Raw genomic sequence first — 21,767 nt, forward strand, 5'->3', positions numbered from 1 at the left:
TCGTGTGGCACTCGGGACGGCGGACGGCACGCAGGTACGACGACTCGAGTGCGGGACGAGAGCGACGACAGCCATGGACGAGCAAGAACAGCGACCAGACCACGGTCCCCTCGCGGGGTTCACCGTGGGCGTGACCGCCGCGCGCCGGGCCGACGAGCTGGGGGCGCTGTTGCAGCGGCGCGGCGCCGCCGTCCTGCACGCCCCGGCTCTGCGCATCGTGCCGCTCGCCGACGACAGCGAGCTGCTGGCCGCCACCAAGGAGATCCTCCGGCAGGTGCCGGACATCGTCGTCGCCACCACCGCGATCGGTTTCCGGGGGTGGGTCGAGGCCGCCGACGGCTGGGGGCTCGGCGAGGAGCTGCTGGCCCGGCTGCGCACGGTGCGGATCCTCGCCCGCGGGCCGAAGGTGAAGGGCGCGATCCGGGCGGCCGGGCTGACGGAGGAGTGGTCGCCGTCGTCCGAGTCGATGGCGGAGGTGCTCGACCGGATGCTGGAGGAGGGCGTCGAGGGCCGCCGTATCGCCATCCAGCTGCACGGCGAGCCGCTGCCCGGGTTCGTGGAGGCGCTGCGGGAGGGCGGGGCCGAGGTGGTGGGCGTGCCCGTCTACCGGTGGATGCCGCCGGAGGACCTCGGGCCGGTGGACCGGCTGCTGGACGCCGTGGTCGCGCGCGGGCTCGACGCGCTCACCTTCACCAGCGCGCCCGCCGCCGCCTCCCTGCTGTCCCGGGCCGAGGACCGCGGGCTGCTGCCCGAGGTGCTGGCCGCCCTCGGCCACGACGTGCTGCCCGCCTGCGTCGGGCCGGTCACCGCGCTGCCGTTGCAGGCCCGCGGGCTCGACACGGTCCAGCCCGAACGCTTCCGGCTCGGGCCGCTCGTCCAGCTGCTGTGCCAGGAACTGCCCGCCCGGGCGCGGTCGCTGCCGATCGCCGGGCACCGGGTGGAGATTCGGGGGCACGCGGTGCTGGTGGACGGCGCGCTCAAACCCGTCCCCCCGGCCGGGATGTCGCTGCTGCGCGCCCTGTCCCGGCGCCCCGGCTGGGTGGTGCCGCGCGCCGAGCTGCTGCGGGCGCTGCCGGGCGCCGGGCGGGACGAGCACGCGGTGGAGACCGCGATGGCCCGGCTGCGTACGGCTCTGGGGGCGCCGAAGCTGATCCAGACGGTGGTGAAGCGGGGGTACCGGCTGGCGCTGGATCCGGCGGCGGACAGCAAGTACGCCGACGCCTGAGGCCGCGGGGACGACAAGGGCGGGGCCCAAGGGGTTCCGGGCGGGTCGGCGGGGAGGCACTGTGGGGGGAGAACGTTTTTCCCCTCCCAGCCAGGTGACCCTAGGCGGTGACAGGCACATGGCACTGGGTACGGCCACGGCGCCCTGCGCGTTCCGGTTCGACGCCGGGCGCGTCTGTCTGGACCTCCTCGCGACCTCCCACCCCGTGGAACGGCTCGGCTCCGTCGAGCTGTTGTGCGCCTGGATCACCGGCTCCGGGCTGGTCCCGGCGGGCACCCCGCTGGCCCACGCCGACCCGACCTGGCTGGCCGGCTTCCGCGAACTGCGCGGCCAGGTCGACCGGTTGGTGCGCGGCCGGCCGGCGCCCGGGGCACGGCCGTACGACCTCGCGCTGAGCCGCGTCAACGAGTTCGCCCGCACCGCGCCCCCGGCCCCGCGCGCGGAGCGCGGCGACGACGGCAGCCTCGTACGGCGCCTGGACGCCCCTCCCGACCGCGCCGCCCTGCTCGGGGCCGTCGCCCGGGACGCCGTCGACCTGCTCACCGACCCCGCCGCCCGCTCCTGCCTGCGCCAGTGCGCGGGCGACAACTGCCCCATCGTGTACCTCGACACGTCCCGGGGCCGCAGAAGGCGCTGGTGCTCCAGCGAGGTGTGCGGCAACAGGGAACGCGTGGCCCGCCACCGCCGCCGCACGGCCGTGACCCGCGCGTAGCGGCCGCGCCGAACCGCCGCCCCGGTCCCGCGGTGCGCTGCGCGCTCGGGTGCTCGGGGTCGGGGCGCTGTCTGTGGGACGTGTACCGCGCCCGCCGTCAGGAGTGGGATGCGGCGTCGGCCGGCGCTGTGCGTCGCACGTCCGCGCGGCGGGCCCCCATCCCGCCCCGCAGAGATGGTCTTTGACACTCCGTCGGGCGCGCCGCGCGCTCTCGGGCGTGTTTGAATGTGCTCTACAGGCGTCGCATATGCGGCTTCTGTGGGGTCGTCAGGTTCCCGCCGTGGACGTGATTTCGATTACATCCCGTTTACCTACGGTCCCGTAGGGGCAGCCCCCGGGGTCGTGCCGCCTGTGTCGGAAATGTAAAGAACGCGCGGTGGGAATGTGCTCGCATGTCCCGCTCGTCACGTCATCCGGAAGAAAACTGTCGCCTCGCTTTGAACACGCGACGCCCCTTCTCCGTACCGGTGGACGAGCGACCGACTGGGGGAACCCCCGGACATCGGAGGTGGGCGTGCGCAAGGATTCCGTCGTGGCCAATGAACGTGCACCGAGGGCCCGACATCGCATGTCCCAGCCCTCGGAACCCGACGAGGAGCTGATGCGTGCGCTCTATCGCGAACACGCCGGACCTCTCCTGGCGTATGTCCTGCGCCTGGTCGCCGGAGACCGGCAGCGCGCCGAGGACGTCGTGCAGGAGACGCTCATCCGTGCCTGGAAGAACGCCGGTCAGCTCAACAGGGCGACCGGATCGGTACGCCCCTGGCTGGTGACGGTCGCCCGGCGCATCGTCATCGACGGCCACCGCAGCCGGCAGGCCCGGCCGCAGGAGGTCGATCCGTCGCCGCTGGAGGTCATCCCCGCGGAGGACGAGATCGACAAGGCGCTGTGGCTGATGACGTTGTCGGACGCACTCGAGGACCTCACCCCGGCCCACCGGGAGGTGCTCGTCGAGACGTACTTCAAGGGGCGCACGGTCAACGAGGCCGCCGAAACCCTGGGCATACCCAGCGGAACCGTTCGTTCCCGGGTCTTCTACGCTCTGCGTTCGATGAAGCTGGCTCTGGAGGAGCGGGGGGTGACGGCGTGATGAGCGGGTACGGGGGATATCAGGGATTCGGAACGGGCGGTACGGGTATGTCTGGTCCCATGCAGGGATCACCGGTACCGAACGAGCACGAGACCGTCGGTGCCTATGCCCTCGGTCTCCTCGACGACGCCGAGGCCACCGCCTTCGAGGCCCACCTCGCGACCTGCGAGTGGTGCGCCCAGCAGCTGGACGAGCTCGCCGGGATGGAGCCGATGCTCGCCGCGCTCGCGGACCTGCCCGGCACCGGCACCCCCGCGATCGGCGATTCGCTGTCGGCCAAGCCCAGCCCGCGCCTGGTGGAGAAGCTCGTCGACGAGGTCGCCGAGCGCCGCGCCCAGAAGCGCCGCCGCAGCTTCTACATGGTGGCCGCCGCCGGCGCGCTGATCATCGGCGGCCCGTTCGTCGCCGTGGCCACCAACTCAGGCGGTGACGGCGGGGGCCCGAAGACCGGCCAGACGCTGGCCGCCAGCCCCGCGAAGGACGCCTTCGAACACATCCCCGACAAGATCACGGCCACCGACCCGACGACCAAGGTCACCGCGAGCGTCGCCGTCCAGCCGAGGGACTGGGGCACCTTCGGGGTGCTGGAGCTGAAGAACGTCAAGGGACCGCTCAAGTGCTCCCTGATCGCCGTCGGCAAGAACGGCGAGCGCGAGACCCTGGCCTCCTGGTCCGTGCCCAAGTGGGGATACGGCATCCCGGACGCCCAGGTCGACAAGGCCAAGGAGCCCCTGTACGTGCAGGGCAGCGCCGCGTTCGAGCGCAACGACATCGACCACTTCGAGGTCGTGAGCTTCGACGGAAAGAAGCTGGTCGAGCTCGACGCGTAACTTCCGCCCACGGGTCCCCTTCGCGTACGGTTGACGGCTGCCCAGCACGTCAGAAGGGGGCCCGGTGGCCGCTCAGGCTCAACAGGAATCCGCGGTCGACTCGGTACACGACAGCGTGCACGCCGCGCACGACTCCGTTCGGGACCGGGAGATCAGCGCCGAACAGGAACACCTGGACCGGGTGTACCGCCGCCTCGAGGAGAAGATCCACGAGGCCGAGTTCCTCATGCACGACGCGGCCCGGCGCGGCCAGGTCGGCACGCCCGGCGCGCTCGCCGAGCGGGACGCGCAGGTCTTCCGCGCGGGCGTCCACCTCAGCCGGCTGAACAACGAGTTCGAGGACTTCCTCTTCGGCCGGATCGACCTGCTGCCCGGCAAGCACGGCAAGAAGGGGCCCGACGGGGCGTACACCGCCGTCGAGCCGGCGGAGGGCGCCGTACGCCCCGACAACACCGCCGACATCGCCGAGACCCTGCACATCGGCCGCATCGGCGTCCTCGACGAGGACTACGCCCCGCTGGTCATCGACTGGCGGGCGCCGGCCGCCGCGCCCTTCTACCGCTCCACCCCGGTCGACCCCGGCCGGGTCGTGCGGCGCCGGGTCATCCGCTCCAAGGGCCGCAAGGTGCTCGGCGTCGAGGACGACCTGATGCGCCCCGAGCTGAAGGCGTTCCTGCACGGTCACGAACTGCCCGTGATCGGCGACGGCGCCCTGATGGCCGCGCTCGGCCGGGCCCGCGGCCACACCATGCGGGACATCGTCGCCTCCATCCAGGCCGAGCAGGACCTGGTCATCCGCGCCCCCGCTGCCTCCGTCACGTACGTGGAGGGCGGCCCCGGCACCGGCAAGACCGCGGTCGCCCTGCACCGGGCGGCCTACCTGCTCTACCAGGACCGGCGCCGCTACGCGGGCGGCATCCTGATCGTCTCGCCGACCCCGCTGCTGGTCGCGTACACCGAGGGCGTGCTGCCCTCCCTCGGCGAGGAGGGCCAGGTCGCCATCCGTGCCATCGGCTCGCTGGTCGAGGGCGCCGAGGCGACCCTGTACGACTCCCCGTCCACGGCCCGCGCCAAGGGCTCCTCCCGGATGCTCAAGGTGCTGCGCAAGGCGGCCCGGGGCGCGCTGGAGCTCGGCGAGGCACCGGCCCGGCTGCGGGTCGTCGCCTTCGGCCGCCGCCTGGAGCTGGAGGCGGAGGAACTGGACCGGATCCGCCGTAGCGCGCTGGGCGGTACGGCCCCCGTGAACCTGCTGCGCCCGCGCGCCCGCAAGCTGCTGCTGGACGCCCTGTGGGAGAAGTCGGGCGCGGCCGGCCGGCACACCGACCCGGAGCTGGCCGCCGAACTGCGCTCCTCCTTCGACGAGGACATCACCTCCGAGGACGACTTCCTGGCCTTCCTCGACGCCTGGTGGCCGGAGCTGACCCCGCGGGACGTGCTGCGCGCCATGGCGGACGAGAGACGGCTGGGCCGCTGGGCCCGCCGCGTCCTCAACCCGGGGGAGGTCCGCAAGGTCGCCCGTTCCCTGAAGCGGGAGGGCTGGTCGGTGCACGACATCGCCCTGCTCGACGAGCTCCAGGCGATCCTCGGCACCCCGGCCCGCCCCCGCAGGAAGCGCGAGATCGACCCGCTCGACCAGCTCACCGGCCTGGAGGAACTGATGCCGGTGCGCGAGGAGACCCAGCGCGAGCGCGCCGAGCGCCTCGCGCAGGAGCGGGTGGAGTACGCCCACGTCATCGTCGACGAGGCGCAGGACCTTACGCCCATGCAGTGGCGCATGGTCGGCCGGCGCGGCCGGCACGCCACCTGGACGGTCGTCGGCGACCCGGCGCAGTCCTCCTGGTCCGACCCGGACGAGGCCGCCGAGGCCCGCGACGAGGCCCTCGGCACCCGCCCCCGCCGCCGCTTCCAGCTCACCGTCAACTACCGCAACCCCGCCGAGATCGCCGACCTGGCCGCCAAGGTGCTCGCCCTGGCCATGCCCGGCTCCCAGGCGCCCAGGGCGGTGCGCTCCACGGGCGTACAGCCGCGCTTCACGGTCGTACGGGACTCCCTCGCCGGCACCGTGCGCGCGGAGGCCGCCCGGCTGCTGGACCAGGTGGACGGCACGGTGGGCGTGGTCGTCGCCATGCGGCGCCGCGAGGAGGCCCGGCGGTGGCTCGACGGACTCGGCGACCGGGTGGTGGCGCTGGGCAGCCTGGAGGCCAAGGGCCTGGAGTACGACGCGACGGTCGTGGTCTCGCCCGCCGAGATCGCCGACGAGTCCCCGGCGGGCCTGCGGGTGCTGTACGTCGCCCTGACCCGGGCCACCCAGCAGCTGACGGTCGTCTCGGGGGAGCGGGACGAGCCGGACGCGCGGGGGGTGCCGGACCTGCTCAGGGACTGAGCGGACTGAGCGTGCGCCGGGGGAATGGCCTTACGGCATCCGTTTGTTAGCCTGGGTGTGGCACCGGCCCGATCCAAGCCCCCGGGCCCAACCTTCGTCGCTACGAGCGACCACTTGCCGCGAGGCGAGCATGGCGGGTCGGTGCCACTGAACGGTCGAGAGGTCCACGTCACGTTGTGACGTGGACCTCTTTCGTTGAGAACAAAACGTTCGCAATCCGGAGCGGCTAACAGCTACTCGGCGGTAGGTGCGACGATCGGACGGCACATCTTCGCGAAACCGTGAAAGCAGAGGAAGTCGGCCATGGCAACGGCGCCCAGCGTCTCCTACTCGATGACCGTCCGGCTGGAGGTGCCCGCGAGCGGAACCGCCGTCTCGCAGCTCACCACCGCCGTGGAGTCCTCCGGAGGCTCGGTGACCGGCCTTGACGTCACCGCGTCCGGCCACGAGAAGCTCCGTATCGACGTCACGATCGCGGCCACCTCGACCGCGCACGCCGACGAGATCGTGGAGAAGCTGCGTGGCATCGAGGGCGTCACGCTGGGCAAGGTCTCGGACCGTACGTTCCTCATGCACCTCGGCGGCAAGATCGAGATGCAGTCCAAGCACCCCATCCGCAACCGTGACGACCTGTCCATGGTCTACACGCCGGGTGTGGCGCGCGTCTGCATGGCGATCGCCGAGAACCCCGAGGACGCCCGCCGCCTGACCATCAAGCGCAACTCCGTCGCGGTCGTGACGGACGGCTCCGCCGTGCTGGGCCTGGGCAACATCGGCCCGAAGGCCGCGCTGCCGGTCATGGAGGGCAAGGCGGCTCTGTTCAAGCGGTTCGCCGGGATCGACGCCTGGCCGATCTGCCTGGACACCCAGGACACCGACGCGATCGTGGAGATCGTCAAGGCGATCGCCCCGGGCTTCGCGGGCATCAACCTCGAGGACATCTCCGCCCCGCGCTGCTTCGAGATCGAGGCCCGGCTGCGCGAGGCCCTCGACATCCCCGTCTTCCACGACGACCAGCACGGCACCGCGATCGTGGTGCTGGCGGCGCTGACCAACGCCCTGCGGGTCGTCGGCAAGGCCATCGAGGACGTCCGGGTCGTGATGTCCGGCGCCGGCGCGGCCGGTACGGCCATCCTGAAGCTGCTGCTCGCCGCGGGCGTGAAGAACGCCGTCGTCGCCGACATCCACGGTGTCGTGCACGCCGGCCGCGAGGACCTGGTCGACGCCGCCCCCGGCTCGGCGCTGCGCTGGATCGCCGACAACACCAACCCCGAGGGCCTGGCGGGCACCCTGAAGGAGGCCGTGCGCGGCGCCGACGTCTTCATCGGCGTCTCCGCCCCTAACGTCCTGGACGGCGAGGACGTCGCCGCCATGGCCGACGGCGCGATCGTGTTCGCGCTCGCGAACCCGGACCCCGAGGTGGACCCGGCGATCGCCCGCCAGACGGCCGCAGTGGTGGCCACGGGCCGTTCCGACTTCCCGAACCAGATCAACAACGTGCTGGTCTTCCCGGGCGTCTTCCGCGGCCTGCTGGACGCCCAGTCGCGCACGGTCAACACGGAGATGATGCTCGCGGCCGCGAAGGCCCTGGCCGACGTGGTGACCGAGGACGAGCTGAACCCGAACTACATCGTCCCGAGCGTCTTCAACGACAAGGTCGCGGGCGCGGTGGCCGGAGCGGTGAGGGACGCCGCGAAGGCGGCGGGCGCCTCGGCCACGGCCTCCGCCTGACGGGGGCTTCCCCTGCGGGGGCCGGTTCGTCCGGCGGTGGCGTCGGCTTGTCGGCCTGAGGCTGTCGGCGGTGGCGTCGGCTTGACGGGGCCCGGCCTGTCCAGCGGTGGCGCGGAGCTGCCGGCGCGGGCTTGCCGGCGGCGGCGTCGGCTTGTCGCCTGGGCTTGTCGGGCCGTGATGTCTGCCTGACGCGGGGGCCTGTCCTGCGGGGTCCGGTTTGTCGGCGGTGGCGGCGGCCGGGCGAACCGGCCGCGGCCGGGCGTGCCAGACGTACGCCTGCGGCAACGCCGCCGCCCTCGCCGCAGGCAGGCACAGTCGGCGCACGACGCCGGGGAAGAGGCCTCCGCACCGCTGTCAGGGCGGCCGCGGGGCGGCACGGGCCCGGCAGGGATGACCGGCGCCGGGGCGGCGACGTACGTGCTCCCCGCCCTCCGTGCGTCCGCCCAGGGCGGCTGCATCCCCCCTCGGGGCCGGCAGGGCGTGGACGTGAGGCTCGCCACGCCCGCGGGAAACCGGCGCGTCGCAAAACCGCCTGTCAGCGGCGGAGCCCTATCGTGGCGGCCAGGCTCAGGCCGTCTCTTCGTGTGACTCCCAAGGGTGTTCCCACGACTCCTGCGGGTGCCGGATTGGCTTTCCCGCCGCAGGTAGAGGCAGGATGCGTCCCTGGGCGCGAGGGTCTGACGACGGACCCGGGTCCGGGGACTCACCGAGGACCCTGGCAGCATCGGCTTCGACGCCTCAACGGCAAGATGAACACGGGAGTAACAACATGAACCGCAGTGAGCTGGTGGCCGCGCTGGCCGACCGCGCCGAGGTGACCCGCAAGGACGCCGACGCCGTGCTGGCCGCGTTCGCCGACGTGGTCGGCGACATCGTCTCCAAGGGGGACGAGAAGGTCACCATCCCCGGCTTCCTGACCTTCGAGCGCACCCACCGTGCCGCTCGCACCGCGCGCAACCCGCAGACCGGCGAGCCCATCCAGATCCCGGCCGGCTACAGCGTGAAGGTCTCCGCGGGCTCCAAGCTGAAGGAAGCGGCCAAGGGCAAGTAAGCGCTCCGGTGTGAGTGCCGCGGGGCGCTGCGGGCCGTCGGTGACGGGCCGCGCGGCTCCCCGCGCCCCTTTGGGCGCGTCCGCCTGGGCGCACACATGCGAAGGGGCGGTCACCCGAGTCCGGGTGACCGCCCCTTCGGTGCGCGTACGGCGCTGTCAGCCGAGCGCCTTGCCCGGCAGCTCGACCTTCGCGCCGAGCTCCACGAGCTTCTCCATGAAGTTCTCGTAGCCCCGGTTGATCAGGCCGATGCCGTGCACCCGGGAGGTGCCCTGGGCCGCCAGGGCGGCGATCAGGTACGAGAAACCGCCGCGCAGGTCGGGGATGACCAGGTCGGCGCCCTGCAGCTTGGTGGGGCCGGACACGACGGCCGAGTGCAGGAAGTTGCGCTGGCCGAAGCGGCAGTCGGAGCCGCCCAGGCACTCGCGGTAGAGCTGGATGTGGGCGCCCATCTGGTTCAGGGCGGAGGTGAAGCCCAGCCGGGACTCGTACACCGTCTCGTGGATGATCGACAGGCCCGTGGCCTGCGTGAGGGCGACGACCAGCGGCTGCTGCCAGTCGGTCTGGAAGCCCGGGTGCACGTCCGTCTCCAGCGCGATGGACTTCAGCTGGCCGCCGGGGTGCCAGAAGCGGATGCCCTCGTCGTCGATGCGGAAGGCACCGCCGACCTTGCGGTAGGTGTTGAGGAACGTCATCATCGAGCGCTGCTGGGCGCCGTGGACGTATATGTCGCCCTCGGTCGCCAGCGCCGCCGACGCCCAGGACGCGGCCTCCAGGCGGTCCGGGAGGGCGCGGTGGGTGTAGCCGTCGAGTGTGTCCACACCGGTGATGCGGATGGTGCGGTCGGTGTCCATCGCGATGATCGCGCCCATCTTCTGCAGGACGCAGATCAGGTCCTCGATCTCCGGCTCGACGGCCGCGTTCGACAGCTCGGTGACGCCCTCCGCGAGGACGGCCGTCAGCAGCACCTGCTCGGTCGCGCCGACGGACGGGTAGGGCAGCCGGATCTTCGTACCGCGCAGCCGCTGCGGCGCCTCCAGGTACTGCCCGTCCGCCCGCTTCTCGATCTTCGCGCCGAACTGCCGCAGCACGTCGAAGTGGAAGTCGATGGGCCGGCCGCCGATGTCGCAGCCGCCGAGACCGGGGATGAACGCGTGACCGAGGCGGTGCAGCAGAGGGCCGCAGAAGAGGATCGGGATCCGGGACGAACCGGCGTGGGCATCGATGTCGGCGACGTTCGCGCTCTCCACCCGGGTCGGGTCGAGCACCAGTTCGCCGGGCTCCTCGCCGGGGCGCACCGACACCCCGTGCAGCTGGAGCAGACCGCGTACGACGCGCACGTCACGGATGTCCGGAACGTTGCGCAGCCGACTTGGCGCACTGCCCAGCAGGGCGGCGACCATGGCCTTCGGTACGAGGTTCTTCGCACCGCGGACACGGATCTCGCCCTCCAGCGGGGTTCCGCCGTGGACAAGGAGGACATCGTCGTTGACGGTCATGAATCTCGCGTTCCGTGGAGTGGGGCAGGGGCCGAAGAGACAGAGTAATGGCCGCCGACCCCCCTCAAGTAAGCCTGAGGACGGGCCATCCACGTCATAGCTGTGTCACAACACGAACCGTTCCACAGCGGGCACATGGGGTCACGAACGCCGTGGCGCGCGAAGGGCGCCCCGCGCGTACTCCGACCTGCGTTCACTCCCGCGCCCCGGATTGCCTCCCCACAGGACGGGAAGATGCGGGATCATGTCTGGCATGACCGAGGTGTCCTCGCTCACAGGGCGGCTGCTCGTGGCCACGCCCGCCCTGGCGGACCCGAACTTCGACCGTGCGGTGGTGCTGCTCCTCGACCACGACGAGGAGGGCTCCCTCGGTGTCGTCCTCAACCGCCCGACCCCCGTGGGCGTGGGCGACATCCTGGAGGGCTGGGCGGACCTCGCCGGGGAGCCCGGCGTCGTCTTCCAGGGCGGCCCGGTCTCGCTGGACTCGGCCCTCGGAGTCGCCGTCGTCCCCGGCGGGGCCGCCGGTGAGGCCGCCCCGCTGGGCTGGCGCCGGGTGCACGGCGCGATCGGTCTGGTCGACCTGGAGGCCCCGCCCGAGCTGCTCGCCTCCGCCCTCGGCTCCCTGCGGATCTTCGCCGGGTACGCGGGCTGGGGCCCCGGTCAGCTGGAGGACGAGCTGGTCGACGGGGCGTGGTACGTCGTCGAGTCCGAGCCCGGCGACGTCTCCTCCCCGGCGCCCGAGAGACTGTGGCGCGAAGTGCTGCGCCGGCAGCGCAACGAACTGGCGATGGTGGCCACCTACCCGGACGACCCTTCGCTCAACTGAGGGGCTCAGCCGTCGCGGGTGGGCTTCAGTACTCTTGGGCGTATGAGCACTCTCGAGCCCGAGCGCGGGACTGGTACGGGGACCCTCGTAGAGCCGACGCCGCAGGTGTCCCACGGCGACGGCGACCACGAGCGCTTCGCCCACTACGTCCAGAAGGACAAGATCATGGCGAGCGCCCTCGACGGGACCCCCGTCGTGGCGCTGTGCGGCAAGGTGTGGGTGCCGGGCCGCGACCCGAAGAAGTACCCCGTGTGCCCCATGTGCAAGGAGATCTACGACTCCATGGGCTCCGGCGACGACGAGGGCGACGGCGACAAGTAGCCGCACCGGTCCGTCAGGCGCAGGCCCCCGGGCGCGCGGCCGGGCGTTCCGGGGGCTCGGTGCTGCTCACGCGGTGTCTTTCCGCGGCCGCGGGTCCCCGGACCGGCCCCGGGGTAGAGCACTCGGGTGACGTCATCCACGGACCTGATTCCCGCGCCCCGCACCGTCGAAGGCCCCGGGGGGCACGGTGTCCCGCTGACCGAGGACACCACCGTGTGGGCCGCGCCCGGCACCGGCGGCACCGAACGCTGGCTGCGCGGCACCCTGGGCCCCGCCCTGGGGCTGCCGCTGCGGCCCGGGCCCGAGGACGCCCCTGACGGCCTGCGGCTGCGCCTGGATGCCCGTCTGGAGCCCGAGGCGTACCGGCTCGCCGCCACCGCCGGCCGGGGCATCGAGATCACCGGCGGCAGCGCGGCCGGGGTGTTCTGGGGTGCCCAGACCCTGCGTCAGCTGCTCGGCCCGGACGCCTTCCGCAAGGCGCCCGTGCGGCCGGGCACGCGGTACGGCGTCGCGCACCAGGTGATCGAGGACGCACCCCGGTTCCGCTGGCGCGGGTTCCTGCTGGACGTCGCCCGGCACTTCACGCCCAAGGACGGTGTGCTGCGCTGCCTGGACCTGCTGGCGGCGCACAAACTCAACGTCCTGCACCTGCACTTGACGGACGACCAGGGCTGGCGCATCGAGATCGAGCGGTACCCGCGGCTGACGCAGGTGGCCTCCTGGCGGGCACGCACCAGAATCGGCCATGGGGCCTCGCCCCTGTGGGACGCCAGACCGCACGGCGGCTACTACACCCAGGACGACATCCGGGAGATCGTCGCCTACGCCGCCGAGCGGCATATCTCGGTGGTCCCCGAGATCGACGTGCCGGGACACTCGCAGGCGGCCATCGCCGCGTACCCGGAACTCGGCAACACCGACGTCATCGACACCACCGCCCTGTCCGTCTGGGACACCTGGGGAATCAATCCCAACGTACTCGCCCCCACTGACACCACCCTGCGCTTCTACGAGGGCGTGCTCGAGGAGGTGCTCGGGCTCTTCCCCGCGGACGCCGCCGCGTTCTCGGCGTTCGTGCACATCGGCGGCGACGAGTGCCCCAAGGAGCAGTGGAGGCGGTCGGCGGTCGCCCAGGCGCGCATCGCGGAACTCGGGCTGGGCGGCGAGGACGAACTGCAGGCCTGGTTCATCGGCCACTTCGACCGGTGGCTCGCCGCGCGCGGCCGCCGGCTGATCGGCTGGGACGAGATCCTCGAGGGCGGCCTGGCCGACGGTGCCGCCGTGTCCTCCTGGCGCGGCTACGCCGGCGGGGTCGCCGCCGCCCGGGCCGGGCACGACGTCGTCATGTGCCCCGAGCAGCAGGTGTACCTGGACCATCGTCAGGCCCCGGGCGACGACGAGCCGGTGCCGATCGGGTACGTGCGCACCCTGGAGGACGTCTACCGGTTCGAGCCCGTGCCGCCGGAGCTGACGCCCGAGGAGGCCCGGCACGTGCTGGGCACCCAGGCCAACATGTGGACCGAGGTGACGGAGGACCACGCGCGCGTGGACTACCAGACGTTCCCCCGGCTCGCCGCGTTCGCCGAGGTGGCCTGGAGCGACCTGCCCGCCCCCGCCGAGCGGGACTACGCCGGCTTCGAGCGGCGGATGGCCGCCCACTACCGGCGACTTGACGCCCTGGGCGTCGCCTACCGGCCGCCGGCCGGGCCGTTGCCCTGGCAGCGGCGCCCGGGCGTCCTGGGGCGCCCCGTCGACGGCCCCCCGCCCCACCGCTAGCACGCGCGCGTGCCGTGGCCCGAACACATCACGGATAAAGCACGCAAGGGTCACCGAAGAGTGCCAATCGCATCGCACCGGTGAAGCGTGCGAAAAGGGACCATCTCCTGGGTGAGGTGGGCGAATGCCTCCTAGCGGACCCGTGTCCTCGGCCGTCGCGAAGATGTGCCAGAGTTGCCACGTCCGCCCTGTCAGCACGTACCGTACGGCAACACAGGTGGGACCAGGTGGGGCAGCGGGAAGGGGCAGCCGGTTTGACCACGCACGCACCGCAGGCGGCGCAGGCCGTGACGCTGCCCACGACGCTGGACGAGGCCGTGGGCGCACTGGCCGCCATGCCCGCCGCCGTGCCCGTCGCGGGCGGCACCGACCTGATGGCGGCCGTCAACTCCGGGCAGCTCAGGCCCGCCGCCCTGGTGGGTCTCAACAGGATCAGCGAGATCCGCGGCTGGCAGTACCAGGACGGCCACGCGCTGCTCGGCGCGGGCCTCACGCACGCGCGTATGGGGCGCCCCGACTTCGCCGCCCTCATCCCGGCGCTCGCCGCCGCCGCGCGCGCCGCGGGCCCGCCGCACATCCGCAACGCGGGCACCCTGGGCGGCAACATCGCCTCGGCCGCCCCCACGGGTGACGCGCTGCCGGTCCTGGCGGCACTGGAGGCGACGCTGATCATCGCGGGCCCGGGCGGAGCCCGCCGGGAGATCCCGGTGTCGCACCTGCTGGCCGGGATGGACATGCTGCGCGCCGGTGAACTCATCGGCTACGTGCGCGTGCCGCTGCTGCACGCCCCGCAGGTCTTCCTGAAGGCCACCGGCCGCACCGGCCCGGGGCGCGCGGTCGCCTCCGTCGCGCTGGTCCTGGACCCCGCCCGGCGCGGTGTCCGCTGCGCGGTGGGCGCCATAGCGCCGATGCCGCTGCGGCCCCTGGAGGCCGAGCACTGGGTCGCCCAGCTCATCGACTGGGACAACAACCGCGCGATCGTGCCCGAGGCGCTCAACGCCTTCGGCGAGTACGTCGCGGCGGCGTGCATCCCCGACCCGGTCCCGGCCGAGGACGGCTCCGTGACCCCGCTTCCGCCCGCCGTACTGCACCTGCGGCGCACCGTCGCCGCGCTGGCCCGACGAGCACTGGGGAGGGCGCTGTCGTGACCGACGACCAGCACGGAGAGGGCACGCCCCAGGGCGGCGGTCGCTGGGACCCGCTGCCCCAGGGCGACTACGACGACGGCGCCACCGCCTTCGTCAAGCTCCCCGAGGGAGGCGTCGACGCCCTGCTGGCCGGCGGCGACAGTCCGCTCGCCGCGCCCGGCCACGGCTATGTGCCCCCGCAGATAACGGTCACGCCGGGCACCGCCGGCACCGACCCGGCCGCGACCGGCACCTGGCCGGTGCCCGGCGCCCCCGTCGACGGGGCCCAGTGGCACGACCCCCAGGCCGCGCACCAGCAGCGGCACGCGGGACAGCACGGCGGGCACGAGCAGCACCACTACGGCGAGCACGGGGACCCTCAGCAGCACCGGGACCCTCAGCAGCACGGCGGCCACCCGCAGCACGGGGACCAGCAGCAGCACGGTGGTCACCCGCAGCACGCCGGTCACGGCGACCACCAGCAGCACGACCCGGCCGCGGCGCAGCAGCACGCCGCGCACGACCGGTTCACGTACCACCCGGGTGCCACCGGGCAGTGGACCTTCGAGGACGCCACGGCGCCGCAGGCACCGGCGCCCGGCCACGACGTGACCGGGCAGTGGTCCATTCCCGTCGCCGACGGCGATCTGCCGGACGAGTCGGGCGAGTTCACCACCTCCTCGCTGGTCGAGCAGTGGGGCGGCACCCCGCCGGCCACCCTGCCGGGCGGCGCGCCCGCGCCCTGGGCCACGCAGGCCCCGGGGGAGCCCTGGGGCCAGCAGGCGGCGCAGCAGGCCGCCGGCGCCCACGCGACCGAGCACGAGCAGGGGTTGGCCGGCCCCGAGCACGCGGCGGCCTCCTACGCTCCCGAGCCCGCCGCGGAGGCCGGCCACGGCCACGAGGGCTACCCGCACGAGCCGTCCCCGACCGCCGGGCACGGTCCGGAGCACCCGACGGCCCCTCAGGCCCCCGGAGAGCCGGACCCCGACGGCCCGGACGGGACGCCGACGGCTCCCCCCGAGTCGTACGCGGAGCCCGCGGGCGCCGAGGCGGCCGGACCGGAGCCGCAGGTGCACGCGGAGGCCCCGCACAGCGCCCAGGAGGCCGCTGAAGCCCCGCAGGCCGCCGAGGAGGCCCCTGAAGCCCCTGAGGGCTCACAGCCCGTCCAGGGCGGCGGTGAGGCCCACGAGGACGCCGAAGGGGCCGCGGAGGCCGCTGAGGCCCCCGCTGAGCCGCCCGCCGACCCGGAGCCGGCCAGGGAGCCGGAGCCCGCGCCGGAGGCCGCCGGCGCACCCGCGACGGACGCCGCCCCCGACGACCAGGTCCCCGGCGAGGCGGCCGAGACGGCCGCGCCCCCGCAGGACGAGCCCCCCGCGCCGTCCGGCGAGGAGCACCCCCTGGCGTCGTACGTGCTGCGCGTCAACGGCGCCGACCGGCCCGTCACCGACGCGTGGATCGGCGAGTCGCTGCTGTACGTGCTGCGGGAGCGGCTCGGGCTCGCGGGTGCCAAGGACGGCTGCTCGCAGGGCGAGTGCGGCGCCTGCAACGTGCAGGTCGACGGCCGGCTCGTCGCCTCCTGCCTGGTCCCGGCCGTGACCGCGGCGGGCAGCGAGGTCCGTACCGTCGAGGGCCTGGCCGTCGACGGGCAGCCCTCGGACGTGCAGCGGGCGCTCGCCCGGTGCGGCGCGGTGCAGTGCGGCTTCTGCGTGCCCGGCATGGCGATGACCGTGCACGACCTGCTGGAGGGCAATCCGGCGCCGACCGAGCTGGAGACCCGCCAGGCCCTGTGCGGCAACCTGTGCCGCTGCTCCGGCTACCGGGGGGTCGTGCAGGCCGTCAAGGAGGTCGTCGCCGAACGCGAGGCGCACACCGGCGCCGACGCGGCTGAGCGGGCCGACGGCGAGGCCCGTATCCCTCACCAGGCGGGCCCGGGCGCCGGCGGCGTCCACCCCGAGGGGTTCCCGCCCCCTGGAGCGCATGACCAGCCCTACGGCCAGGACGGAGGCCACGCGTGAGCAACGAAGCAGCCACCGCGCAGGCCGTGGAGGCCGCCGCCCCGGAGCCCGAGCCGATCCCGCACGGCCTCGGCTCCTCCCTGCCGGCCTCCGACGCGCGCGCGAAGACGGAGGGCACCTTCCCGTACGCCGCCGACCTGTGGGCCGAGGGCCTGCTGTGGGGGGCGGTGCTGCGCTCGCCGCACGCGCGTGCGCGCATCCTGTCCATCGACACCTCCCACGCGCGCGAGATGCCCGGTGTCCGGGCCGTCGTCACGCACGAGGACGTCCCCGGCAACCCGCTGCACGGCCGTGGCAGGGCCGACCGCCCCGTCTTCGCCTCCGAGGTCGTGCGATACCACGGCGAACCCATCGCCGCCGTCGCCGCCGACCACCCCGACACCGCGCGGATGGCCGCCGCCGCCGTCATCGTCGAGTACGAGGTGCTCGACCCGGTCATCGACCCGGAGCAGGCCTTCGAGGCCGAACCGCTGCACCCCGACGGCAACCTGATCCGGCACATCCCGCTGCGCCACGGCGACCCGGAGGCGCACGGCGAGGTCGTCGTCGAGGGCCTGTACCGCATCGGCCGCCAGGACCCGGCGCCCATCGGCGCCGAGGCGGGTCTCGCGGTGCCCCGTCCCGACGGCGGCGTGGAGCTGTACACCGCCTCCACCGACCCGCACGCCGACCGGGACACCCTCGCCGCCTGCTACGGCCTGGAGCCCGAACGGGTGAAGATCGTCGTCACCGGCGTTCCCGGCGCCACCGCCGACCGCGAGGACCAGGGCTTCCAGCTCCCGCTCGGCCTGCTCGCCCTCACGACCGGCTGCCCGGTGAAACTCACCGCGACGCGCGAGGAGTCCTTCCTCGGCCACGCCCACCGCCACCCGACCCTGTTGCGCTACCGCCACCACGCGGACGCCGAGGGCAAGCTCGTCAAGGTCGAGGCACAGATCCTGCTGGACGCGGGCGCGTACGCCGACACCTCCTCCGACGCCCTGGCCGCCGCGGTCGCCTTCGCCTGCGGCCCGTACGTCGTCCCCAACGCCTTCATCGAGGGCTGGGCCGTACGCACCAACAATCCGCCCTCCGGCCACGTACGCGGTGAGGGCGCCATGCAGGTGTGCGCCGCGTACGAGGCGCAGATGGACAAGCTGGCGAAGAAGCTGGGCCTGGATCCGGCCGAACTGCGCCTGCGGAACGTGATGGCCACCGGGGACGTGCTCCCGACGGGCCAGACGGTGACGTGCCCGGCCCCGGTCGCGGAGCTGCTCCAGGCCGTGCGGGACCACCCCCTGCCCCCGCTGCCCAAGGACACCCCCGAGGAGGAGTGGCTGCTGCCCGGCGGCCCCGAGGGCGCGGGCGAACCGGGCGCGGTGCGCCGGGGCGTGGGCTACGGCCTGGGCATGGTGCACATGCTCGGCGCGGAGGGCGCCGACGAGGTGTCCACGGCGACCGTGAAGGTCCAGGACGGCGTGGCGACGGTGCTGTGCGCGGCCGTCGAGACCGGCCAGGGCTTCACCACCCTCGCCCGGCAGATCGTCCAGGAGACACTGGGCGTCGACGAGGTGCACGTGGCGCCCGTGGACACCGACCAGCCCCCGGCCGGCGCGGGCTGCCGCGGCCGGCACACCTGGGTGTCGGGCGGCGCGGTGGAGCGCGCGGCGAAGATGGTCCGCACCCAGCTCCTGCAGCCCCTGGCGCACAAGTTCGGGATGTCCACGGAGCTGCTCCAGATCACCGACGGCAAGATCACCTCGTACGACGGTGTGCTCTCCACGACCGTCACCGAGGCGCTGGACGGCAAGGAACTGTGGGCGACGGCCCAGTGCCGGCCGCACCCCACCGAGCCGTTGGACGAGTCCGGCCAGGGCGACGCCTTCGTGGGCATCTCCTTCTGCGCGATCCGCGCGGTCGTCGACGTCGACATCGAGATCGGCTCCGTACGCGTCGTGGAACTCGCCGTCGCCCAGGACGTGGGGCGGGTGCTGAACCCGGCCCAGCTGGAGGCCCGGATCGAGGCGGGTGTCACCCAGGGGGTGGGCATCGCGCTCACCGAGAACCTGCGCACCCCGCGCGGCCTGATCCGCCACCCCGACCTGACGGGCTACGCGCTGCCGACCGCCCTCGACGCGCCGGACATCCGGATCGTCAAACTCGTCGAGGAGCGGGACGTGGTCGCGCCCTTCGGGGCGAAGGCGGTCAGCGCGGTGCCGGTGGTGACCTCCCCGGCGGCCATCGCCTCCGCGGTACGCGCGGCCACCGGCCGCCCCGTGAACCGCCTCCCGATCCGGCCGCAGGCCGCGGTGGTCACCGGTCAGTGACCGGCGTCTGACGGAGGGGGCCGTCCTCGTCACTCGATCACCTGCCGGGTGAGGCAACGCGCAGGGGTGGTTCCGGCGTCTAGGGGTGTGGGGCGTCAGGCCGAGCCGAGCGGCCCCGGTTCCGGGGGCGTTGTCAGTGGTGGCGCGTAGTGTTCTGAGCAGTGGGGGACGGTTGCCGGGCCCGGGGACGGGCGGGCCTGTCCTGCCCGGACGGGGGATGCCCGCACGGGGGCTGTGAGGCACGGGGAGCGGAACACGTGAGCGCGGGGGCCATCATGAGCACGACCGACACCGGCGGGGCGACGATCACACTGACCGAGGACGAGCTGGGTGCGTACGTCACGCACACGCCGACGCGCCACTGGCCGACCGGCCCCGGACTGCCCGGCGACCTGGTGGGCCCGGCCGGTCCGGAGACGGAGTGGGGCTTGCTCGACGGCGCGGCCGGCGAGGTGCCGACCCCCTACTTCTTCCACGACCGGCCCGACCTGATGGACCGCCGCCCGCTCGCCCCGTCCCTGCTGACGCTGGTGCGGTTCGCCACGGCCACCGACGAACTGGCGGGGCTGCGCGGCCAGTTCGCCGCCTGCGCGGGCCGGTACGGGACCAAGGCGGTGGCCCAGGCGGCACGGCAGCTGCTGGCGCTGTTCGAGGAGGGCACGGACGGCGAGGTGCCGCCGTTCGGGCGGATGGCGGCGCTGATCCGCCCGCTGTCCCTGGTGGCCGGCCCCGGCACCCGGTCGGGGCTCGCCCTTGACCTGCCGCCCCGCCTGCTGGACCAGGAGTTCGGCCACGGCAGAGTGGCGCGTTTCGAGGACGTCGACTTCCCCGCGACGCTCACGCACGAGCCGACCCGCCGTTTCCTGCGCGAGACGGGCCTGCCGGAGGACGGCTTCCTGTTCCACCTCGACCCGGACGAGCCGCTGCGCACCCTGGCGGAGTACTACGAGGACGAGCGCCCCGGCGAGTTCCCCGCCGACCGGCTTCCCCACCGGGCCGCCCACCTGATACGCCTCGGCCACCTGGTGGAGGACAACAGCCTGGTGGTGGACGGCGCCACGGGCGCGGTCCTGCACTGGAGCGAGCCCGACGCCGCCCTGTACCCGCTGAACACGGACATCTCCACCCTCGCCTTCACCCTCTGGCTGCTGCACCGTGAGCACGCCCTCGACGAGGAGTCCGGTCACGCGCTGACCACCGACACCTACGACCAGGTGGCGATGACCATGCTCCAGGTGCTGTCCGCCGTCGACCCGACCGGGCCGACGACCGGCCCGGGCGGCCGGCACCACGGGACGGAGCTGTTCCAGGACGAGGCGGGCGGCGTGCTGTGAGCCCACCGGGCCGGACCTCGGCGGTCCGGCCCGGCAGGGGGCGACGTGACGGCTGGACCGGGATTCAGGACCCCGCGCCCGCCGCACGGCGACGGCGTACGGCCAAGACCAGCAGCGCGCCGAGCCCCGCGGCGGCCCCCGCGGCACCGGCCAGCAGCGGGGTGCTGCCGGAGCCCGTGGCGGCGAGGTTGCCGCCGGTGGACCCGGTGGAGTCCGCGGCCGAGGCGCCGGCCGTGCCGTCCGAGCCCGTGGTGCCCGAGCCGCCGGCGGCCTGCCCCTGCGGGGCGTTGCCGCCGCCCGTGCCCGAACCACCGTCGGCGGACCCGCCGTTGGCGGAGCCGCCACCGCCGGCGGTGCCTTGGGACGGGCTCGGGACCGGGTCCTCCTCGTTGTCGCTCGGCAGGTCGATGCGGATGCGGGCCGTGTTGTTGCCGGGCCGGGTGTCGTACGCCGGCGCGATGCCGTACACGGAGGTCGCCTTCACCTCGCCCTCCGGGTCGTGCGCGTCGGCGGCGATACGGACCAGGAAGGTGTACTCCAGCGACTGGCCGACCTCCAGGGTGCCGTCGGCGGGCCAGCACACGTAGGCGGGCTTGCCGGGCGTCCCCTGCGGTCCGCTGGGGCCGTCGACGCCGAACGGCGCGCACGCCTTGGGCACTTCGACGGCGGTGGTGCCGGCCGGGATGCGCACCAGCAGGGCCGGGACGTCGTCGCTGTCCTGGTCCTGCACCCAGCCGGGCCCGTCGTTGCGCAGCCGCACCGTGAACGACTGGCTGTCGCCCGCGAGCCCCTCGGTCTCCTCGCCGACCGCGACCAGGTCGGCCGTATTGTGCGCGGTCAGCGTCAGCCGCCGGTAGCTGTCGGAGAAGCCCTCGCCCGGGGCCTCACCGGCGGGCCCGGTGCCGTACTCGACGGCCTCCATCAGCGCCTTGGGCAGGGCCTTGAACCGTACGGGCGTGGTGACGGAGGCCCCCGGCTCGATGACCGTGTCCAGCTCGCACAGCGCCTGCCTGACCTGGTGCTCCAGGGTCGAGTAGGTGCAGCCGGCGACGGGCTCGGGGAAGTCCAGCCCACGGGTCAGCCGCACCCGGAAGGTGACACCGTCCACGGCCGCCGTGCCCTTGTTGGTGAGGGTGACGGCCTCCTCGTACACCTCGCCGGGCTCGGGCGTGATCTGCGGCAGGCTCGAGACCACCAGGGCGGGTCCGCCCCCCTCGGCGTGCGCCACCGGCGCGGCGAGCGCGGGAACGGCGGCGCCGGCCGCGACAGCGGCCACGACGGCCGCGCAGGCGCGCAGGCGGGGACGGATGCGTGGTCGGTTGTGCGGTCGGATGTGCTGACGCACAGTGGCTCTCCTCGTCGGACCAACGGACACGGCGACCGGAAGCTCGCCCACCGGTCATGTCCTGGACACGTGAGGGGTGCCGAGGGTTGTGCTGCTGTCCAGGGCATCAGGGCTGCTCCCGACGAACCTGGCCAGTTCGACGCCGTGGTGATCACATCGTTATCGCGCGGTGCACAACCGAGTTCAGGCATCCCCTGT

16 protein-coding genes are annotated in these 21,767 nt (G+C 73.6%); 14 read left to right on the forward strand and 2 right to left on the reverse strand.

The genetic code is table 11. The features are described 5' to 3' along the window. Positions 1-73: 73 nt before the first annotated feature. The 7 genes from AB0K80_RS07240 (at position 74) to AB0K80_RS07270 (ending at position 9,022) form a co-directional block, all read left to right on the forward strand. Positions 74-1,225, forward strand: a complete 1,152-nt coding sequence (locus AB0K80_RS07240; protein ID WP_365666760.1) for a uroporphyrinogen-III synthase — start codon at positions 74-76, stop codon at positions 1,223-1,225. A 118-nt stretch (positions 1,226-1,343) separates the two neighbouring features. Further along, on the forward strand, positions 1,344-1,937 hold the full coding sequence (locus AB0K80_RS07245; protein ID WP_365666762.1) for a CGNR zinc finger domain-containing protein: 594 nt from the start codon (positions 1,344-1,346) through the stop codon (positions 1,935-1,937). 568 nt (positions 1,938-2,505) lie between these two features. Then, positions 2,506-3,027, forward strand: a complete 522-nt coding sequence (locus AB0K80_RS07250; RefSeq protein ID WP_221357382.1) for a sigma-70 family RNA polymerase sigma factor — start codon at positions 2,506-2,508, stop codon at positions 3,025-3,027. Beyond that, on the forward strand, positions 3,027-3,857 hold the full coding sequence (locus AB0K80_RS07255; RefSeq protein WP_365666764.1) for a zf-HC2 domain-containing protein: 831 nt from the start codon (positions 3,027-3,029) through the stop codon (positions 3,855-3,857). Before AB0K80_RS07250 ends, AB0K80_RS07255 begins: the two co-directional genes overlap by 1 nt. Positions 3,858-3,921: 64 nt before the next feature. After that, positions 3,922-6,240 carry a UvrD-helicase domain-containing protein gene (locus tag AB0K80_RS07260; RefSeq protein ID WP_365666765.1) on the forward strand — a complete coding sequence of 773 codons (2,319 nt, stop codon included), beginning with the start codon at positions 3,922-3,924 and terminating at the stop codon, positions 6,238-6,240. A 303-nt stretch (positions 6,241-6,543) separates the two neighbouring features. Further along, positions 6,544-7,971, forward strand: a complete 1,428-nt coding sequence (locus AB0K80_RS07265; RefSeq protein WP_365666767.1) for an NAD-dependent malic enzyme — start codon at positions 6,544-6,546, stop codon at positions 7,969-7,971. A 769-nt stretch (positions 7,972-8,740) separates the two neighbouring features. Further along, positions 8,741-9,022 (forward strand): HU family DNA-binding protein, encoded by a 282-nt coding sequence (locus AB0K80_RS07270; RefSeq protein ID WP_003990598.1) that lies wholly within the window; start codon positions 8,741-8,743, stop codon positions 9,020-9,022. Between the two features lie 156 nt (positions 9,023-9,178). Here AB0K80_RS07270 and murA read toward each other — a convergent pair whose 3' ends face one another. After that, on the reverse strand, positions 9,179-10,519 hold the full coding sequence (murA, locus tag AB0K80_RS07275; protein WP_365666769.1) for a UDP-N-acetylglucosamine 1-carboxyvinyltransferase: 1,341 nt from the start codon (positions 10,517-10,519) through the stop codon (positions 9,179-9,181). 253 nt (positions 10,520-10,772) lie between these two features. Between murA and AB0K80_RS07280 the strand changes: the two genes are divergently transcribed. The 7 genes from AB0K80_RS07280 to AB0K80_RS07310 all read left to right on the forward strand — a co-directional run bounded on the left by AB0K80_RS07280 (position 10,773) and on the right by AB0K80_RS07310 (position 20,224). Beyond that, positions 10,773-11,345: a YqgE/AlgH family protein gene (locus AB0K80_RS07280; RefSeq protein WP_365666771.1), complete on the forward strand. Its 573-nt coding sequence runs from the start codon at positions 10,773-10,775 to the stop codon at positions 11,343-11,345. 42 nt (positions 11,346-11,387) lie between these two features. Further along, positions 11,388-11,666, forward strand: coding sequence for a DUF3039 domain-containing protein (locus tag AB0K80_RS07285; RefSeq protein ID WP_365666773.1), 279 nt, complete (start codon positions 11,388-11,390; stop codon positions 11,664-11,666). Between the two features lie 126 nt (positions 11,667-11,792). Next, the gene (locus AB0K80_RS07290) at positions 11,793-13,442 is read left to right on the forward strand and encodes a beta-N-acetylhexosaminidase (protein WP_365666775.1); all 1,650 of its coding nucleotides are present in this window, start codon (positions 11,793-11,795) and stop codon (positions 13,440-13,442) included. A 254-nt stretch (positions 13,443-13,696) separates the two neighbouring features. After that, entirely contained in the window at positions 13,697-14,590 is an 894-nt protein-coding gene (locus AB0K80_RS07295) for an FAD binding domain-containing protein (protein ID WP_365666777.1), read from the forward strand. Next, a complete protein-coding gene (locus AB0K80_RS07300) occupies positions 14,587-16,584 on the forward strand; it encodes a 2Fe-2S iron-sulfur cluster-binding protein (protein WP_365666779.1) in 1,998 nt (665 codons plus the stop codon). The genes AB0K80_RS07295 and AB0K80_RS07300 overlap by 4 nt, the downstream gene beginning before the upstream one ends. Then, positions 16,581-18,890: a molybdopterin cofactor-binding domain-containing protein gene (locus AB0K80_RS07305; protein WP_365666781.1), complete on the forward strand. Its 2,310-nt coding sequence runs from the start codon at positions 16,581-16,583 to the stop codon at positions 18,888-18,890. The genes AB0K80_RS07300 and AB0K80_RS07305 overlap by 4 nt, the downstream gene beginning before the upstream one ends. A 275-nt stretch (positions 18,891-19,165) precedes the next feature. Then, positions 19,166-20,224, forward strand: a complete 1,059-nt coding sequence (locus AB0K80_RS07310) for an SUKH-4 family immunity protein (RefSeq protein WP_365666783.1) — start codon at positions 19,166-19,168, stop codon at positions 20,222-20,224. A 64-nt stretch (positions 20,225-20,288) separates the two neighbouring features. Here the strand turns inward: AB0K80_RS07310 and AB0K80_RS07315 are convergent, their stop codons facing one another. Beyond that, positions 20,289-21,569, reverse strand: coding sequence for a hypothetical protein (locus tag AB0K80_RS07315; RefSeq protein WP_365666785.1), 1,281 nt, complete (start codon positions 21,567-21,569; stop codon positions 20,289-20,291). Between the last annotated feature and the right edge of the window lie 198 nt (positions 21,570-21,767).

It is taken from the genome of Streptomyces sp. NPDC052682, from assembly GCF_040678435.1.
Classification (GTDB): Bacteria; Actinomycetota; Actinomycetes; order Streptomycetales; family Streptomycetaceae; genus Streptomyces.

Coding starts and splice junctions, on each gene's coding strand:
- AB0K80_RS07285 (WP_365666773.1), top strand. CDS start 11,388: ATGAGCACTCTCGAGCCCGAGCGCGGGACTGGTACGGGGACCCTCGTA.
- AB0K80_RS07265 (WP_365666767.1), top strand. CDS start 6,544: ATGGCAACGGCGCCCAGCGTCTCCTACTCGATGACCGTCCGGCTGGAG.
- AB0K80_RS07310 (WP_365666783.1), top strand. CDS start 19,166: ATGAGCACGACCGACACCGGCGGGGCGACGATCACACTGACCGAGGAC.
- AB0K80_RS07245 (WP_365666762.1), top strand. CDS start 1,344: ATGGCACTGGGTACGGCCACGGCGCCCTGCGCGTTCCGGTTCGACGCC.
- murA (WP_365666769.1), bottom strand. CDS start 10,519: ATGACCGTCAACGACGATGTCCTCCTTGTCCACGGCGGAACCCCGCTG.
- AB0K80_RS07255 (WP_365666764.1), top strand. CDS start 3,027: ATGAGCGGGTACGGGGGATATCAGGGATTCGGAACGGGCGGTACGGGT.
- AB0K80_RS07280 (WP_365666771.1), top strand. CDS start 10,773: ATGACCGAGGTGTCCTCGCTCACAGGGCGGCTGCTCGTGGCCACGCCC.
- AB0K80_RS07250 (WP_221357382.1), top strand. CDS start 2,506: ATGTCCCAGCCCTCGGAACCCGACGAGGAGCTGATGCGTGCGCTCTAT.
- AB0K80_RS07240 (WP_365666760.1), top strand. CDS start 74: ATGGACGAGCAAGAACAGCGACCAGACCACGGTCCCCTCGCGGGGTTC.
- AB0K80_RS07270 (WP_003990598.1), top strand. CDS start 8,741: ATGAACCGCAGTGAGCTGGTGGCCGCGCTGGCCGACCGCGCCGAGGTG.